At 63.9% G+C, this 15,369-nt stretch carries 17 protein-coding genes and 2 pseudogenes; 10 read left to right on the plus strand and 9 right to left on the minus strand.

Features of this window, described 5'->3' with window-relative positions:
• From AC0L3O_RS07205 to AC0L3O_RS07220, 4 genes and pseudogenes are all read right to left on the minus strand, one after another.
• Positions 1–327: pseudogene (locus AC0L3O_RS07205) on the minus strand (hypothetical protein); the annotation flags it as partial.
• Complete coding sequence (locus AC0L3O_RS07210) at positions 324–593, minus strand: sigma-70 family RNA polymerase sigma factor (RefSeq protein WP_353843274.1); 270 nt, start codon at positions 591–593, stop codon at positions 324–326. The gene AC0L3O_RS07210 and the pseudogene AC0L3O_RS07205, both read right to left, overlap by 4 nt.
• A gap of 53 nt (positions 594–646) precedes the next feature.
• Positions 647–793, minus strand: a pseudogene (locus AC0L3O_RS07215) (sigma factor); the annotation flags it as partial.
• A 264-nt stretch (positions 794–1,057) separates the two neighbouring features.
• Positions 1,058–2,905, minus strand: coding sequence for an aminopeptidase P family protein (locus AC0L3O_RS07220; protein WP_473615243.1), 1,848 nt, complete (start codon positions 2,903–2,905; stop codon positions 1,058–1,060).
• A 449-nt stretch (positions 2,906–3,354) separates the two neighbouring features.
• Between AC0L3O_RS07220 and AC0L3O_RS07225 the strand changes: the two genes are divergently transcribed.
• Positions 3,355–3,684: a hypothetical protein gene (locus tag AC0L3O_RS07225; RefSeq protein ID WP_353682784.1), complete on the plus strand. Its 330-nt coding sequence runs from the start codon at positions 3,355–3,357 to the stop codon at positions 3,682–3,684.
• A gap of 35 nt (positions 3,685–3,719) precedes the next feature.
• Here AC0L3O_RS07225 and AC0L3O_RS07230 read toward each other — a convergent pair whose 3' ends face one another.
• Together AC0L3O_RS07230 and AC0L3O_RS07235 are read right to left on the minus strand one after the other, a co-directional pair.
• Entirely contained in the window at positions 3,720–4,592 is an 873-nt protein-coding gene (locus AC0L3O_RS07230; protein WP_287237255.1) for a 50S ribosomal protein L11 methyltransferase, read from the minus strand.
• A gap of 86 nt (positions 4,593–4,678) precedes the next feature.
• On the minus strand, positions 4,679–5,254 hold the full coding sequence (locus AC0L3O_RS07235; RefSeq protein WP_473615244.1) for an SCO family protein: 576 nt from the start codon (positions 5,252–5,254) through the stop codon (positions 4,679–4,681).
• Between the two features lie 204 nt (positions 5,255–5,458).
• On the opposite strand from AC0L3O_RS07235, the gene AC0L3O_RS07240 reads away from it, so the two are divergent.
• The 3 genes from AC0L3O_RS07240 (at position 5,459) to AC0L3O_RS07250 (ending at position 7,177) form a co-directional block, all read left to right on the plus strand.
• Entirely contained in the window at positions 5,459–5,977 is a 519-nt protein-coding gene (locus tag AC0L3O_RS07240; RefSeq protein WP_287071432.1) for a CreA family protein, read from the plus strand.
• A 70-nt stretch (positions 5,978–6,047) separates the two neighbouring features.
• Positions 6,048–6,689 (plus strand): LbetaH domain-containing protein, encoded by a 642-nt coding sequence (locus AC0L3O_RS07245; protein ID WP_236386109.1) that lies wholly within the window; start codon positions 6,048–6,050, stop codon positions 6,687–6,689.
• A gap of 77 nt (positions 6,690–6,766) precedes the next feature.
• Positions 6,767–7,177, plus strand: a complete 411-nt coding sequence (locus AC0L3O_RS07250) for a low affinity iron permease family protein (RefSeq protein ID WP_473615395.1) — start codon at positions 6,767–6,769, stop codon at positions 7,175–7,177.
• Positions 7,178–7,180: 3 nt separating this feature from the next.
• Here the strand turns inward: AC0L3O_RS07250 and AC0L3O_RS07255 are convergent, their stop codons facing one another.
• A complete protein-coding gene (locus AC0L3O_RS07255) occupies positions 7,181–8,047 on the minus strand; it encodes an SDR family NAD(P)-dependent oxidoreductase (RefSeq protein WP_473534265.1) in 867 nt (288 codons plus the stop codon).
• Positions 8,048–8,179: 132 nt separating this feature from the next.
• Here AC0L3O_RS07255 and AC0L3O_RS07260 point away from each other — a divergent pair, with 132 nt between their 5' ends.
• On the plus strand, positions 8,180–8,461 hold the full coding sequence (locus AC0L3O_RS07260; protein ID WP_128167136.1) for a hypothetical protein: 282 nt from the start codon (positions 8,180–8,182) through the stop codon (positions 8,459–8,461).
• 7 nt (positions 8,462–8,468) lie between these two features.
• Here AC0L3O_RS07260 and AC0L3O_RS07265 read toward each other — a convergent pair whose 3' ends face one another.
• Together AC0L3O_RS07265 and AC0L3O_RS07270 are read right to left on the minus strand one after the other, a co-directional pair.
• Entirely contained in the window at positions 8,469–9,044 is a 576-nt protein-coding gene (locus tag AC0L3O_RS07265; RefSeq protein WP_287173475.1) for a TMEM175 family protein, read from the minus strand.
• A 68-nt stretch (positions 9,045–9,112) separates the two neighbouring features.
• A complete protein-coding gene (locus tag AC0L3O_RS07270; RefSeq protein WP_128167132.1) occupies positions 9,113–10,138 on the minus strand; it encodes a LacI family DNA-binding transcriptional regulator in 1,026 nt (341 codons plus the stop codon).
• A 198-nt stretch (positions 10,139–10,336) separates the two neighbouring features.
• Between AC0L3O_RS07270 and AC0L3O_RS07275 the strand changes: the two genes are divergently transcribed.
• The 5 genes from AC0L3O_RS07275 (at position 10,337) to AC0L3O_RS07295 (ending at position 15,364) form a co-directional block, all read left to right on the plus strand.
• The gene (locus AC0L3O_RS07275) at positions 10,337–11,365 is read left to right on the plus strand and encodes a Gfo/Idh/MocA family protein (RefSeq protein ID WP_473615246.1); all 1,029 of its coding nucleotides are present in this window, start codon (positions 10,337–10,339) and stop codon (positions 11,363–11,365) included.
• A gap of 2 nt (positions 11,366–11,367) precedes the next feature.
• Positions 11,368–12,273: a sugar phosphate isomerase/epimerase family protein gene (locus tag AC0L3O_RS07280; RefSeq protein WP_287173470.1), complete on the plus strand. Its 906-nt coding sequence runs from the start codon at positions 11,368–11,370 to the stop codon at positions 12,271–12,273.
• 174 nt (positions 12,274–12,447) lie between these two features.
• A complete protein-coding gene (locus AC0L3O_RS07285) occupies positions 12,448–13,461 on the plus strand; it encodes a substrate-binding domain-containing protein (RefSeq protein WP_473615247.1) in 1,014 nt (337 codons plus the stop codon).
• Positions 13,462–13,517: 56 nt separating this feature from the next.
• Positions 13,518–14,315, plus strand: coding sequence for an ATP-binding cassette domain-containing protein (locus AC0L3O_RS07290; RefSeq protein ID WP_128174153.1), 798 nt, complete (start codon positions 13,518–13,520; stop codon positions 14,313–14,315).
• Positions 14,312–15,364: an ABC transporter permease gene (locus AC0L3O_RS07295; RefSeq protein WP_128174151.1), complete on the plus strand. Its 1,053-nt coding sequence runs from the start codon at positions 14,312–14,314 to the stop codon at positions 15,362–15,364. The genes AC0L3O_RS07290 and AC0L3O_RS07295 overlap by 4 nt, the downstream gene beginning before the upstream one ends.
• Positions 15,365–15,369: the final 5 nt, after the last annotated feature.

Consider the following 15,369-nt stretch of genomic DNA (forward strand, 5'->3'; position numbering starts at 1 on the left):
CCAGCAGCAGGGCGACTGTCCGCCCCCCGCCCCCCGCGCCCGCCAGCCCGAGGCCGGCCAACCCGCCACACCGCCAGCCGTGGGGGGGGCGGCGCCACAGCGCCGCCGGCGCCGTGGCGATGATCCTTCGCGCGAGCGCGTCGTCCGGAGCTGCGACGCGATGCGCGACAGCAGATCGTCGAGCTCCACCGCCGGTGCAAGCGCGGCTTCGGCTTGAGCCGGATTGGCGGCGATGAAGTCCAGCGCTGCCGTGCGCTCGTTTTCAGGCCAGCGCTGCGGCGACCCGCCATAGGCGGCAACGAGCTCGGAAAACCTCTCTGGAGTCATGTCATTTCGTCCCTGTCTCGTCCGAGCCTGGAGCGCAGCTGCCGCCGCGCCCGCGACAACAGGCTTTCCAATGCCTCGATGCTGATGCCCATGACCTCTGCCGCATCGCCGTTCGAAAGCTCCTGATAATACTGCAGCACGATCGCCTCGCGCTGGCGCTCCGGCAGCTCGGCCAGCGCGCGCCGCACCTGGTGCTGATCGTCGGCCGCGAGCATATCCGCTTCCACGCCCGGGCGTTCGTCGGGGCGATCGGGAAGTTCCGCCACCGGCGTCTCCCGCCGCCTGCGCAGAGATTGAGTGCGACGCGATGCAGCCAGGTGTCGAACTTCGCCTCGCCGGCGCGCCAGCCCGGAGCCGCCCGCCAGATGCGCAAGAACGTCTCCTGCGCGACATCCTCGGCCTCGCCGCGGTCGCCCAGCATTCGCGTGGCGAGACGGATCAGCCGCGGCAGCTTGCGCTCGACCATGGCTTCCACCGCGGCCGCATTGTTCTGAGCGATCAGCGCCAGCAGCCGCTCGTCGGTTTCGCCCACGCTCTGCCTTCTCGTTCCACCACGCCAGACCTTGTGCCGACACGACCGTCACCCTGCACCCGCCATGTGTCTTCAACGAGTTTCGCTGCGAAATCCGTCGGCGACCCTTGGAGGTTAGAAGGCAGCGATAAGGCCGCAGGCCATTGCCGCGGACCGGCATCCTGGGTCCCTAGCTGAGCCACCAGTCTTTCCGAGAAATCAAATCTTCTGGTCGTGCGGCAGCGGTGCGGTTGCCTTCTCCAGCCAGGCCAGCGTCTCGCCGTCGAGCATCGGTCCGATCTCGGCCAGCACGCGGGCGTGGTATGTGTCGAGCCAATGCAGCTCGTCGCGCGTCAACAGGTCGGATCGCACCAGCCTGGTGTCGATCGGCGCCAGCGTCAGCGTCTCGAAGTCATGCACGGCGATGTCGCCGCCCTCTATCGGCTCGGCCGGCGTCACCAGTATGAGATTCTCGACGCGAATGCCGTAAGAACCCTCCTTGTAGTAGCCCGGCTCGTTGGAGACGATCATGCCTGCCAGCAGCTTTTCGGTGCCGGTCCTGGCGATGCGCTGCGGGCCCTCGTGCACGGCCAGATAGGAGCCGACGCCATGGCCCGTGCCATGGGCGAAATCGCAACCGTGTTTCCACAGGGCAAGGCGCGCCACGGCGTCGATCTCGGAGCCGCGCGTGCCCGGGGGAAAGCGCAGCATGGAAATGCCGATCATGCCCTTCAGCACCAGCGTGAAGCGTTCGCGCATTTCCTCGGTCGGTGTGCCGATCGGTACGGTGCGGGTGATGTCGGTGGTGCCGTCCTGATACTGCCCGCCCGAATCGAGCAGGAACAGTTCGCCAGACTGAAGCTTTCGGCTGGTGGCGCGGGAAACGCGGTAGTGCATAATGGCGCCGTTCGGGCCGGCGCCGGCGATGGTGTCGAAGGACACGTCGCGCAGCGGCATCTGTGTTTCCTCGCCGGTGCTGCGGCGGCACTCCTCGAGCTTGGTGACCACCGCGATCTCGTCGAGCTTGCCCGGTTCCTGGCGGTCGAGCCAGCAAAGCAGCTTGGCGACCGCGGCGCCATCGCGGCGGTGCGCGGCGCGGGCGCCGTTGATCTCGGCCTGGTTTTTCGTCGCGCGCGGAATGCGGGCAGGGTCTGGCGCAGTGATGACGGTGCCGCCATTGTCCTCGACCAGCATCCTGAGCTTCTCCGCCGCCAGCACCGGATCCAGCGCGATCTTCGCGCCGCCCTTGGCCAGGGCTGCGATAACAGCTTCGAATTCACCGGGTTCGTGCAATTCGGCGAGCTGCGTCAGATAGGCCGCGACGGTGCGTGAAAACTTACGCTGGTCCATGAAAAGCAGGTGCGATCGATCGGCGGCGAGCACGGCGAAGCCGAGCGCCAGCGGCGTGTGCGGCACATCGCCGCCGCGGATGTCGAAGGCCCAGGCGATGGAGGACGGGTCGGTCAGCACGGCATGGGTGGCGCCATCCTTGCCGATCGACTCGGCCAGCCGCGCCAGCTTGTCCTTGGCCAATTCGCCTGCAAAGCCGATAGGATGAAGCTCGGCCGGCGCCAGCGGCGGTTCGGGCTGGTTCTCCCAAATGGCGTCGATCGGATTCCTCTCGAGCGGCACCAATGTCGCTCCCGATTTTTCGGCCGACGCTTTCAGCGCTTTCACGTCGCCGATCGTCTGCAGCCACGGGTCGAAGCCAAGCCGCACGCCCTTGCCGAGATTGTCCTTGATCCAGGTGGCGGGCGGATTGTCGACCAGGCTTTCGATCGAAAAGATGTCGAGATCGACCTCGTGGCGCACCTGCAGCGTGTAGCGGCCGTCGACGAACATGATGGCACGGTCGCCGAGCACCATGGCGACGCCGGCCGAGCCGCTGAAGCCGGTCAGCCATTTCAGCCGCGCCGAGCGGTCGGCGACATATTCGCCCTGATGCTCGTCGGCACGCGGCACGATGAAGCCGTCCAGCCCGTTGGCCGCCAGCCATTGACGCAGCAACGCCACACGTGGCTTGCCGACGGCGGGGTCGCCTGCGGAATCAAAGGTCTGGAACATCATGGCCTCTCCTCGGATGCTGGATGTGAGCGGCGGACTTTCAAGTCGAACCGTGCCGCCGCTCACATCTAGCCTTTTGTTTGAGCATCGGGTTTTCCCAAACCGGTTTCCACTTTTGGGCCCGATGCTTTGGCGCGACCGTAGCGCATGACCCCGAAAATCGGAATCGACTTTTGCTACGCCAGGCGCCGGCCGAATTCGGTCCAGCAGGGCAATCGCTTCAGGTCTGCGCTGCCCCTCATCTGCCTGCCGGCATCTTCTCCCCGTATAGTGACGGGGAGAAGGGGCTGACCGCAACCTCGGCATCCTTTCCGCAACGCTGGAGATTGGCGAAATCGTTCGCGAAGGCGTTTTTCTCCCCGTCACTATACGGGGAGAAATGCCCGGCAGGGCAATGAGGGGCAGCGCCGACATCGACGGTGGTCATTCTACGTGAGCTGGGAGGCCCTCTTTTGCCTGCAGTGATTGCCCTGTTCGGTCCAGCATCGCTTTTGCGCATGGACGCCATGCAGAATCAGCGATTTAAAAAAAGGTCAGCAGAGCTTACCTTTTTGGCGTGGAGGAACGAGTCTTACTGCCCTGCAAAGGAGACCATCATGTCCACGATTTCAGCCAGACGCGGATTTTTCAGAAGCGCCGTGAACGCTCTGATCGAAGCGCGCCAGCGCGAAGCGAGCCGCTATGTGAGCGGGGTTCTGCTTGGCTTTGACGACGAAACGCTGAAAGCGAACGGCTACGATCGCGAAGAACTGAAGAAGGCGGCAAGGTCGCGCTATGTCTGAGCGAATTTGCGGCGTGCAATTGAAGGCGCTGCGCGTCACCGCTTGAGGTGGATCGTCACCCAGCCTTCGCGATGCAACGTCCTGACATGGCGGAACTGCTGGCCGACATAGGCGGAGATCACCGCGTCGCGCTGCCGGTCGAGGATGCCCGACAGCACGATCGAGCCGCCCAAACCGACATGCCTGGCCATTTCGGGCGCCAGCCGCATCAGCGGCCGCGCCAGTATATTGGCGACGATGAGGCCAAAAGGGCCGCGCGCGGCAAAAATCGGATGGTGGAAGCCCGGCGCCGTCACCGTCTCCACCAGCGCCTTGACGTGATTGAGCCGCGCGTTGGCGGCGGCGACTTTTGTGGCGACCGGATCGATGTCGGTCGCCAGCACCGGAATATGGGCGAGCTTGGCCAGCGCGATGGCCAGCACCGCGCTGCCGGTGCCGAGGTCGAGCGCGTTGCGCGGGCGTTCGCGCCGCACGACCTGTTCCAGCATTTCGAGGCAGCCGGCGGTGGTGCCGTGATGGCCGGTTCCAAAGGCGAGGCCCGCTTCGATCTCGATGGCGAGTTCGCCGCTGTGGCGCTTCCTGCGGTCATGCGCGCCGTGGACGAAGAAACGGCCGGCGCGCACCGGCTTCAGTCCCTCCAGCGAACGCGTCACCCAGTCGATATCAGGCACGGGCTCGCGCGCAATCGGCCTCGACAGGGCCAGCCCGGCAAGGATCTCCTTCAAGCGCGCCTCGACGGCATCGACATCGCCGTCGGCATAGAGTGACACTTCGTGGATGTCGCGGTCCTCGTCGACTTCGACCAAGCCAATCGGCAGGCCCTCATCTTCGAATGCCGCTTCGAACGCCGCGAAGATACGGTCGGCCTCGATCTTTCCAGTGCTGAAATAAAGCCGCGTTTGGGTCATCAAACGATTTTCTTCGTGAGCATGATCTTGTCCGAAAACCGGTTCCCACTTTTCGCTGGCGCGGACCGTCGGTTCGGGACCATGCACTAACCTGCCGCCAGCCGCTTGAGCTTGGCGATGGCGGCGTCCGGGCTTTCGCCATAGGCGATGGTGCCGGCGAAATCGCCCCTGGCGTTGAGCAGCAGCACCGAAGCAGTGTGGTCCATCGTGTAGTCGCCGTTGCCGGTATCGACCTTTTTCGAATAGATGCCGAAGGATTTGGCCATGGCGCGGACCTTGTCCGGGTCGCCGGTGATGCCGAGGATGCGATCGGAGAAGTTGCTGATATAGGCGTTCATGATTTCGGGCGTGTCGCGCTCCGGGTCGACCGTCACGAAATAGGCGCGCAGGTTCTTGCCATCGTCGCTCATCGTCTTCAGCCAGCCGGCCAGTTCGAACAGCGTGGTCGGGCAGACTTCCGGGCAGTGGGTGAAGCCGAAGAAGACGACGCTGGGCTGGCCGCGAAAGGCAGCCTCGCTGATCGGAGCGCCCTTCTGGTCGACCAGCGTGAACGGCGCGCCGAACGGCTCGCCGCCATAATGCCCACGGTACCACTCGAAGGTGAGCCAGCCGATGCCCGCCGCCATCAGGACGAGAATGCCGACCAGTATTGAACGCATCATCAATTGGCTGTCCGTCGCGATTTTCATTGGCGCCGTGTCGGCGCCTTTGGAGCTTGTTGGGCGAACACTCTTAGCGGTTTGATCTCGCTCGCGCAAAGATGTCGCGTTGCCGCAACCGGCTTTCTCTTAAAAAATGATCCGCTTGCAAAGTGCTGCCGCCCGTCCCACCTGAGGTCGGCAAAACTCGAACGGCAGGAGGCTTTCTTGCAAGGACTGATTGGGCAAGGACTGATTGGGCGAAAACTGATCGGCGGCGCTTTGGCCGCGTGCCTTGTCGTCGGTGCTGGTGCGGCTGTCGCCCAGGAGGTCGGCAAGGTCGGCGTCGACTGGCTCGGCAACGACATCATCGTCGAGGCGATTAAGGACCCGAAGGTCGAAGGCGTGACCTGCCATGTCTCTTATTTCGACCGTGGCGTGATCGACCGCCTGCAAAAGGGCAACTGGTTCGAGGACCCATCCGATTCCTCGATCGCCTGCCGCCAAACCGGGCCGATCACCATCGGCGACATCGACATGAGCGAGGCCGGCGAGGAGGTGTTCAAGCAAGGCATCAGCCTGATCTGGAAGAAACAGGTGGTGAACCGCATCTACGACAAGACCAACGAGACCCTGATCTATCTGTCGCATTCGCGCCAGGTGCAGGACGGTTCGGCGAAAATGTCGGTCACCACGGTGCCGCTCTATGGCCAGAACGTGGTGTGGACCAACGGCAAGCCGAAATAGGCTCTGGAAACAGGTGACGACGATTGGTCCCCGCTTGCGGGACCAATCGCTCGGGCGTAAAGCCGCCGGCATGGACCGTCCCGAAAATCTTGTCCTGAAAGACCCCGAGCCGCGCATTCATCCGACCGCGGAATTGAAGGCATGCAAGCTTGGGCGCTACGCCTCGATCGGCGAGCGGGTCATCCTGCGCGAAGTCATAGTCGGTGACTTCTCCTATTTCGAGCGCCATGCCGAGGCGATCTACACGACAACAGGCAAGTTCTGTTCGATCGCCGCCAACAGCCGTATCAACGCGCTCGAGCATCCGATTGAGCGGTTGACCCAGCACAAGGTCAGCTACCGGCCAAACGAGTATTTTCGCTGGCTGGGCGTCGACGCGGCGTTCCGCGAACGGCGGCGGGCGACGTCCGTCACCATCGGCCACGACGTCTGGATCGGCCATGGCGCGGTAATCATGCCTGATGTGACCATCGGCAATGGCGCGATCGTCGGCGCCAATGCGGTGGTGACGCGCGATGTACCTGCCTATGCGATCGTCGCCGGCGTTCCGGCCAAGCCGCTGCGCCAGCGTTTTGCCGAGAAAACCGCTGCGCGGATTGAAAGCCTCGGCTGGTGGGACTGGTCGGTCGAAAAACTCGCCAGGGCCATTCCCGACATGCAGGCGCTTTCCATCGAGGCCTTTCTCGACCGCTGGGAGCACGAAATCCCCTGATCCTTGCGGGTCTCTAAACGGCTACGTCGGTGAAAGGAGGGAACCCGGAGCGGATGCTGGTTGTTTCTCCTGCCATGATGGAGAAGCTTTTCACCAGGATCGCCACCTACGTTGCCCATCTTGCCGGTCTGCCGGCGACATTCGCCATCTGTTTTCTGATCATCGTTGTCTGGGCGGCAAGCGGACCGATGTTCGGGTTTTCCGATACATGGCAGCTCATCATCAACACCGGCACGACGATCGTCACCTTCCTGATGGTGTTCCTCATCCAGAACACCCAGAACCGCGACTGCACGGCGATTCAAACGAAACTCGACGAGTTGATCCGGGTCGGCAAAGCTCACAATACCTTTATCGGCATCGAGCACCTGACCGAATCCGAGGTCGAGGAGATTCGCAAAAAATGTGAACAGGCGGCGAAACGGCATGATACGGCGGGCATGAAAGCCACTGCACAAAAGCGCGGCTCGAAGACGCATGCGGCGTGAGCGTCAGCTTTCCATGAACGCCGCGAAAGCGTCCTTGTGGTCCGGGTGCCAGCGCGACAGAGCAGGGCGATTTTCGATGATGTCGCCGATCGCCCAGGCCATGCGCTTTTCGTCCATAGGCCGCGTCGCCTCGTTGTCGGGGCACAGGATGTAGAAGTCGCCACGCACCAGCGCGGCCAGCATGAAGTCGATCACCTGCTCGCCGGTCCAGGCGCCGGCGGGCTTTTCGGTTGCACCCTCGGTCAGGCCGGTAAAAGTGAACCCCGGAATGAGCAGATGCGCAGCAATCTTTCCGCCGGGCTCGTTGCGCAGCGCATGCGCCAAGCCTTCGGTAAAGCTCTTCACGCCCGATTTGGAGACGTTGTAGGCAAGGTTGCCGGGCGGCGTGGTGATGCCTTGCTTGGAGCCGGTGTTGACGATCAGGCCCGGTTTTCCTGCAGCCAGCATGCGTGGCACGAAGGCCTCGACGCCATGGACGACGCCCCAGAAATTGATGTCCAGCAGCCGCTTCCAGGCGTCGCGGTTCTCCCAGGGTTTGCCGGGATTGTTGCCGACGCCGGCATTGTTCATCAACAGCGACACGCCGCCGAAGGCATCGAATGCCTTTTCGGCCAGCCGGTCGACTTCGTCGGCTTTCGAGACGTCGGTGGCGACCGCGATTACCGCGCTGTCGCCGGCAATCGTTGCAACGGCGCCGGCAGCCTCGTCGAGCCGCGCGCCGCCGATGTCGGCAAGCACGATTTTCAGGCCCATTGCCGCCAGCCGCCTGGCCGCGGCAAGGCCGATGCCGCTGGCGCCGCCGGTGATGACGGCAACGTTGCCGGAGCCAAGGGCAGGCAAAGCGCTCTGGATTTCGGCGTCGGTGGTCATCGATCGTGTCCTCGTTCAGGTTGCGCCGAACTTAACGCGGCGACAGGCTCGCGCAAGCCCGTTTGGGCGTCCTTGGGTTGACCACATCGGCAGGCGCTGCGCATGCTGTCCGCGTAAGAAGGAGATTACCGATTGACCGACTGGATCGAGATCCTGAAAGAACAGACCGCCACCGGCGACCAGATGAGCCGTGAGGTGCCGCAAATGCTTGCCAATCCCGACATCAGCGAAGCGCAAGTGAGAACGCTGTTTTCGGCGCTCGAAAAGCAGGCGGAGTTCGTCGAGAAGCTGCGCATGGCGCTGGAAAAATTCGGCCATGATTTTTCGGTGATCAAGGCGGCCGAGCGGCTGGAGGAGCGCTATGCCGACCTTGCGGCCTCGGTGGCGGAAAAGCTGAAGGCGATGCGGGGATAGGGCGGACCTATTTTTCGATCTGCCTTTCGAAACGCTTGTCCGGCACGAACCAGATCATGGCAACCAGCACATAGAGCGCGACGCTGATCCATTGATTGACTGACGTCAGTGGAATGGCGGCGATGTAGAGGACCACCGAGATCTTTTCCTTGCGATCGGTGCCTGCCGCTCTGGCGAAGGCAGTGTCGTTGCCATGCAGCCGGTGCAGGAGGACGACCAGAATGAAGTAGGCGGCCGCGCAAAGCGCCAGGACAACACCGTAAACGGCCACAGGCACCGGCGCGAAATGGTTTTCACCCATGAAGGCCGTGGTCACGGGCATCAGCGACAGCCAGAACAGCAGATGCAAATTCGCCCACAGCACGCGGCCATCGACCCGCTGCACGGTGTGGAACATGTTGTGCAGATTGTTCCAGTAGATGCCGACATAGATGAAGGACAGCACGTAGCTGAGAAAGGTGGGCCATAGCGGTGCCAGCGCGGAAAAATCCGCGCTATGCGGCACCTTCAATTCCAGCACCATGATGGTAATGATGATGGCCATGACGCCATCGGAAAATGCCTCGACCCGTCCCTTGCCCATGGATTCTCCCCTGCTGCGCCTGACTCATCCTAGGCGATCGACGTGGCTGGAGGGAAGGCTGGCCATCATCAATCGCTGTCGCGCGCGATCAGTTCCAGCGGCCAGACCTCACGGATGATCCGCGCGCCTTCGGGGCCGGCGAAGGCCGGGATCGACGCCAGCAACATTTCGGCAAGCCGCCGTCCCATCGGCTCCAGGCGAGGGCGGAAGGCGGTCAGTGCCGGTGAAAAATAGCGGCAGAGCGGCGTGTCGACGATGACGATCACCGCAATGTCGTGGCCCGGCTTGATGCCCATCTCGGCCAGCGCCTTGCAGCCGCCGAGTGCCATCGCGTCATTGTTGAAGATGATGGCGGTCGGCGGGTCCTTGGAGCGCATGACCTGCGGCGTCACCGCGTCGCCGCCGGCTTCATTGATGAAGCCTTTCGCGATCAGCCCGGGGTCGACCTCGATGCCGTGCCGCCGCAAGGCCTTGCGATAGCCGGCCAGGAACAGATAGCCGAAATTGAGGTTGAGGGACGGGCGAATGGCGGCGATGCGGCGATGGCCGCGCGCCACCAGGCGGTCGACCGCGTCGGCCCCGGCTTTTTCGAAATCGAGGTCGAGCGACGGATAGGTCTTGCCGCCGGAGCGGCTGCGGCCGAGCGTCGCGAACGGGAATCCGACCCTGGTCAGGTAATCGATGCGCTCGTCCTCGCGACGCGTATAGGCCAGCACCACGGCGTCGGCCCGGCGCGTCTCGACCACCCGGCGCAGGCGCTCCTGCTGGTAGTCGCCCGGCGCGCCCATCACCACGATCAGATCGAGCCCGCTTTCGGCGAGTTTCGCCTGCAGCCCGGTCAGGAATGGAATGAAGAACGGCTCGCCATATTGCTGGTCGCCCGGGTGCGGCTGCAGCATGAAGGCGATCGAGTGGGTGGCGCCGCGACGCAGGCTGCGGCCGGACTGGTTCGGCGAATAGTTCAGCTTTGCCGCCGCATCGAGCACGCGCTGGCGGGTGTCGGCATTGACGTCGGCACGGCCGTTGAGCGCGCGCGACACGGTGCCGATCGAAATGTTCAGGTGACGCGCAAGGTCGTGGATGCTGGACGCCAAAGGACAGTTCTCCCCCTTGCCTGGCTATCATCGGCCGCTCTTCAGGCCAAGGTGATCTAGGTGATTTTCGCGAGCGGCCAATTGACATTCTACGCCTTCCGGTGTGTTCTCGTAAACGTTTACGGAAAAACGTTTACGGTCATGCCGTGAATGCCGTGACGATCGGTCTGGAGGGGCCGAGCGGAGGAGGAGCGCTGGATGATGAATGTCGTCCTGGTCGGCTGCGGAGCGATGAGCAAGCACTGGCTCGATGCGGCGAGGCAGATCGACGGGTTGGCTATTGTCGGCCTTGTCGACCTCGACGCCGACAGGGCGAAGGCAAGGGCGCGCGAATACGAGCTTGCCGGCGCCATTGCCGGGACCAATCTTGACGCCGTGCTCGACCAGACCAAGCCCGACGCTGTGTTCGACGTCGTGGTTCCGGCGGCTCGGCGCGATGTCGCGCTTTCGGCCTTTGCGCATCACTGTCACCTCCTGACGGAGAAGCCGCTGGCTGACAGCCCGGAGAAAGCGCGCGCCATCGTCGAGGCAGCCCGACGCGCCAGGCGCGTGCACGCCGTCGTCCAGAACCGCCGCTATGTCGCCAACGTCAGGCGCATCAGGCGTTTTCTCGATTCCGGCGCCATCGGTGCGCCAACCAGCATCCACGCCGAATTCTTCGTCGCGCCGCATTTCGGCGGGTTTCGCGAGGAGATGCGCCATGTCCTGCTGCTCGACATGGCGATCCATACTTTCGACGCCGCCCGCTACATGGTCGGCGGCGCGCCGGCCAGCGTCTACTGCCAGGAATGGGAGCCGGTCAATTCCTGGTACCGGCAGGGATCGTCGGCCACCGCAATCTTCGAGCTCGGCCGCGGCAAGCTGTTCACCTATGCCGGCTCCTGGTGCGCCGACGGGTTCCGCACCAGTTGGGAGAGCACATGGCGCATCGTCGCCGAGCACGGCAGCCTGGTCTGGGACGGTGAGGATGGGCTGAGGGCGGAAGTCGCGCAGCCTATCCGTGAAGGCCTGTTCGATCGCACAGAGCCGCTCGCCGTGCCGCCGCTCGATCCCAATGACCGCATCGGCGGCCATCTCGGCATCATCCAGGATTTTGTTCGCGCCGTCGAAACCGGCAGCGAGCCGGAGACGCGCGGCGCCGACAACATCAAGAGCCTGGCCATGGTCTTTGCCGCGATCGAAAGCGCCGAAACCGGGCGCCGGGTCGCGATCGCACAGGAAGGGTGACTATGCCAAACCCGCTTCTCGACATCAGGATCGGCACCATGGTGCGGGCCAATCTCGATGACCCGGCCGCCTATATCAAGGCGATCCTGCCGCTCGGCTTCGAAAGCATCCAGCCCTTCTTCTGGCAGACGCTGGGCGGCAAGGATATTCCACGGCTGGCCGGCCAGATCCGCGAGGCGATCGGCGACGCCGACGTCGTCGTCTCCTCGCTCGGCGTCTTCGGCAATCCGCTGGAAAGCGGCGATGTCGATCGCGGCGTGCTTGATGCCTGGGAAACGGCCATCGACCATGCGCATCTGTTCGGCACCGCGATGGTCAGCGGCTTCACCGGCCGCCTCCGCGGCAAGCCGCTGCCCGACAGCCTGCCGCGCTTCCGCGAGGTCTGGGGACCACTGGCCCGGCGCGCCGCCGACAAGGGCGTGCGCATCGCCTTCGAGAATTGCGCGATGGACGGCAACTGGGCCGATGGAGACTGGAACATCGCCCATAATCCGGACGCCTGGGAGCTGATGTTCAATGAATTGCCCGATGACAATCTCGGCCTGGAATGGGAGCCCTGCCACCAGCTCGTCTACCTGATCGATCCGATCCCGCAGATCCGCAAATGGGCGCCGCGCATTTTTCATGTCCACGGCAAGGACGCGACGGTGCGCTGGGACGTGATCCGCGAGCATGGCGTGTTCGGCCGGCTGCCGTTCGTGCAAATGCGCACGCCTGGCTTCGGCGACAGCGACTGGACGCGGGTGATCAGCGAATTGCGGCTGGCCGGATACAGGGGCGCCATCGACATCGAAGGCTGGCACGACCCGGTCTATCGCGGCGACCTTGAGATTACAGGGCAAGTTCGGGCGCTGGACTACCTCAAGCAATGCCGGGGAGGTGCGACGTATCTGCCGAACCCGGCGTGAGGCTAATGCATGTCGCGCAAAAGCATGCCCTCGGGCCTGACCCAAGGTGTGCAGCGGTTTTGCGACAACGACATGCATCAAACAGGGAGCCGGCCAGCGAAGCATTGCGGCGAGAAGCCGAAGCATTCGTCGAAGACCCCTCGGCTTGCGAGGGAACAAAGGGAGGATAAGTGCATGAGCATCACGATGAGAAGGACAGTTCTGCGCTCGACCGTCATGGCGGCCGCCACGGCGCTCGCCGCCGCAATCTCCACCTTGCCTGCCCAGGCGCTCGATGCCCAGTGGTGCAAGGACGTCCACATCCGCTTCTTCGTCGGCGGTGCCGAGGGCGACGCCTTCGGCACCATCGTCTACAATGGCGCCAAGCAGGCCGAGGCCGATCTTGGGCCGAAGGTCGACTACATCTTCTCCCAGTGGGATGTCGAGAAGATGGTGCAGCAATTGCGCGAGGCCGTCGCGGTCAAGCCCGGCGGCATCGCCATGATGGGCCACCCAGGCGATGCTTCGATCATGCCGCTGGCCGAACAGGCGCACAAGGACGGCATCAGGATGATGTACCAGAACGTGCCGGTGCCGAAGGTCACGGCAGCGTTCGGCGGCGGCTATGTCGGCGCCCAGCAGGAAGAGCAGGGCCGCGCGCTCGGCGCCGAGGCGTTCAAGCTGGCCGGGCTCAAGGCCGGCGACAAGGCGATCATGATCGGCCCGTTCGAGAACGAGAGCCGCGGCGCGCGCGAGCGCGGCACGGTCGCCGCCCTGAAAGAGGCGGGCGTCGAGGTCATCCAGCTCTCCTCGCCGCCGAGCGGCGAATGGGCTTCCGACCCTAATCTGGCCATTCCGGTGATTACCGCAGCACTCCTAAACAATCCCGATGTCAAGGCGGTTGGCTATCCCGGCGGACAGATGCTGGGCAACGTCCCGACCTACATGCAGGCGGCGGGCAGGAAGGCTGGCGATATCTTCAATTTCGGCTTCGACACCAGCCCGCAGATCGTCGAGGGCTTCAAGGGCGGCTGGGTCCAGCTGACGGCCGACCAGCAGCCGTTCCTGCAGGGTTATCTGCCGATCCTCAGCCTCTGCCAGCAGGTGGTGCTGGGCCTGGCGCCAATGGATGTCGACACCGGCGCCGGCTTCGTCACGCCTGACAATTACGAGATCGTCGCCGAACTCGCCAAGCAGGCGCTGCGCTGACCTTTTGACACGGCTGCCGGTCTTCCGACCGCAGCCGGAACCAAGTGAGGATCGCCATGGCAGAACGCCTTATAGAGCTGCGCGACATCAGCAAGTCCTATGGCCAGGTCTATGCGCTGGGCGGGGTCAATCTCAGAGTCGACCGCGGCGAGGTGGTCGGCCTGATCGGCGACAACGGCGCCGGCAAGTCGACGCTGATCAAGATCCTCTCCGGCGTGGTCAAACCGACCAGCGGCGAGATCCTCATCCGCGGCCAGCCGGTGACCGGCTGGAGCGCCGCGCGCTCGCGCGACGCCGGCATCGAGACGGTATTCCAGGACCGGGCGCTGGCCGTGCAGCAGACGATCGTGCGCAACATCTTCATGGGCCGCGAACTCACCGGCTTTCTCGGCTGGCTGAAGGTCAACAAGGAAATCGAGGAGGCGAGCCGGCTGATGCGCGAGATCGGCTTCACCTCGAAAGTGTTCACGCCGCAATCGATCGTCGGCCAGCTTTCCGGCGGCGAACGCCAGGGCGTGGCGATCGCCCGGGCAATCTACAAGCAGGCCGACCTGATCATCCTCGACGAGCCGACGACGGCGCTGTCGCTGACCGAGACCGCCAAGGTCTTCCATTTCGTGCGCCAGGTGCGGGCGAGCGGACGGTCGATCCTGTTCATCGGCCACAACATCCACCACGTCTTCGACATCGCCGATCGTTTCGTCGTGCTGGACCGCGGCAAGGTCGCGCTCACCGCCGACCGCAGCCAGGTCAAGTCGGCCGAAGACCTCATCAACTTCATGGAAGACGTCGCGCATCCGGGTGGATTGCCGGGACTGCACGACGCCGGCGACCCGGAGCAGAGAGCACGATGAGCAAGACGATGGAGCCCGATCTGCACGAGCCGTCCGCAGGCATCTCCCGTCCCGGCAATCCCCGGAAAGAGTGGAAACACCCATCCGATCACTGGATGCGCGGCTTCATCCTCGACAACCGCGCCGCACTCGGCACGCTTGCCGTGTTCGTGGTGATGATGACGGTGTTCATGATCGCCAACCCGACCGTCTTCACCACCTGGTATCTCTACAGTTCCGTGCTCACCACGCTGCCGGTAGCGCTGTTCGTGGTGGTGCCGCTGGTCTTCGTCGTCACCTGCGGCGAGATCGACCTGTCGTTTCCGGCGACGATGGGTTTTGCCTCATGGGTCTTCGCGCTGGTGGTGCAAGCCGGCTACGACCCGTTTCTCGGCATCGCCGCCGCCATTGCAACGGGCACGTTGCTCGGCTTCCTGGTCGGGTCGCTGGTCGTCTATGGCGGGCTGTCGTCGCTGATCGCCACGCTCGGCATGAATTTCCTGCTGCGCGGCCTGATCCAGATCATCAACGAAGGCAGGTCGACGGCGCTGACCAGCCTTGCCGACAGCTGGGCCTACAAGATCTTCTCCAGCCAGCTCTACGGCATCCCGGTGCAGATCTTCTGGGCCATCGGCTTCGTTGTGCTGTCGGCGCTGCTCTACAACAGGCATCGCTTCGGCGCGCAGGTGAAGGTGGTCGGCGACAATCCCGACAGCGCCCAGCAGATGGGCATCGACGTCAAGCGCGTGCGGGTGAAAGTGTTCGTCTTCGTCGGCATCGGGGCGGCGATCGCTGGCACCTTCTCGGTGATGATCAACTTCACCTGGTGGCCGACCGCCGGCGACGGCTATTTGCTGCCGGTGCTGGCGTCGGTGTTCGTTGGCGGCACGCCGACCTGGGGCGGCGTCGGCACCGTGGTCGGCGGCGCCATCGGCGCGGTCACCGTGTCGTTCATCCAGACCGGCGTCGTCGCGGCAGGCCTGAGCGGCTTCTATGTCCAGTTCTTCAATGGGCTGATCATCATCCTGTCGCTGCTCGGCCACAAATGGAACCAGGCGCGGTATCGGTGAGGGGG

It is taken from the genome of Mesorhizobium sp. WSM4810 (assembly GCF_055811235.1).

Excerpts from the sequence above, each read along its gene's own strand:
- AC0L3O_RS07265 (WP_287173475.1), bottom strand. The coding sequence starts at position 9,044 with ATGGGCAAGGGACGGGTCGAGGCATTTTCCGATGGCGTCATGGCCATC.
- AC0L3O_RS07285 (WP_473615247.1), top strand. The coding sequence starts at position 12,448 with ATGAGCATCACGATGAGAAGGACAGTTCTGCGCTCGACCGTCATGGCG.
- AC0L3O_RS07250 (WP_473615395.1), top strand. The coding sequence starts at position 6,767 with ATGGAGAAGCTTTTCACCAGGATCGCCACCTACGTTGCCCATCTTGCC.
- AC0L3O_RS07295 (WP_128174151.1), top strand. The coding sequence starts at position 14,312 with ATGAGCAAGACGATGGAGCCCGATCTGCACGAGCCGTCCGCAGGCATC.
- AC0L3O_RS07220 (WP_473615243.1), bottom strand. The coding sequence starts at position 2,905 with ATGATGTTCCAGACCTTTGATTCCGCAGGCGACCCCGCCGTCGGCAAG.
- AC0L3O_RS07275 (WP_473615246.1), top strand. The coding sequence starts at position 10,337 with ATGATGAATGTCGTCCTGGTCGGCTGCGGAGCGATGAGCAAGCACTGG.
- AC0L3O_RS07290 (WP_128174153.1), top strand. The coding sequence starts at position 13,518 with ATGGCAGAACGCCTTATAGAGCTGCGCGACATCAGCAAGTCCTATGGC.
- AC0L3O_RS07230 (WP_287237255.1), bottom strand. The coding sequence starts at position 4,592 with ATGACCCAAACGCGGCTTTATTTCAGCACTGGAAAGATCGAGGCCGAC.
- AC0L3O_RS07280 (WP_287173470.1), top strand. The coding sequence starts at position 11,368 with ATGCCAAACCCGCTTCTCGACATCAGGATCGGCACCATGGTGCGGGCC.
- AC0L3O_RS07255 (WP_473534265.1), bottom strand. The coding sequence starts at position 8,047 with ATGACCACCGACGCCGAAATCCAGAGCGCTTTGCCTGCCCTTGGCTCC.
- AC0L3O_RS07245 (WP_236386109.1), top strand. The coding sequence starts at position 6,048 with ATGGACCGTCCCGAAAATCTTGTCCTGAAAGACCCCGAGCCGCGCATT.
- AC0L3O_RS07235 (WP_473615244.1), bottom strand. The coding sequence starts at position 5,254 with ATGATGCGTTCAATACTGGTCGGCATTCTCGTCCTGATGGCGGCGGGC.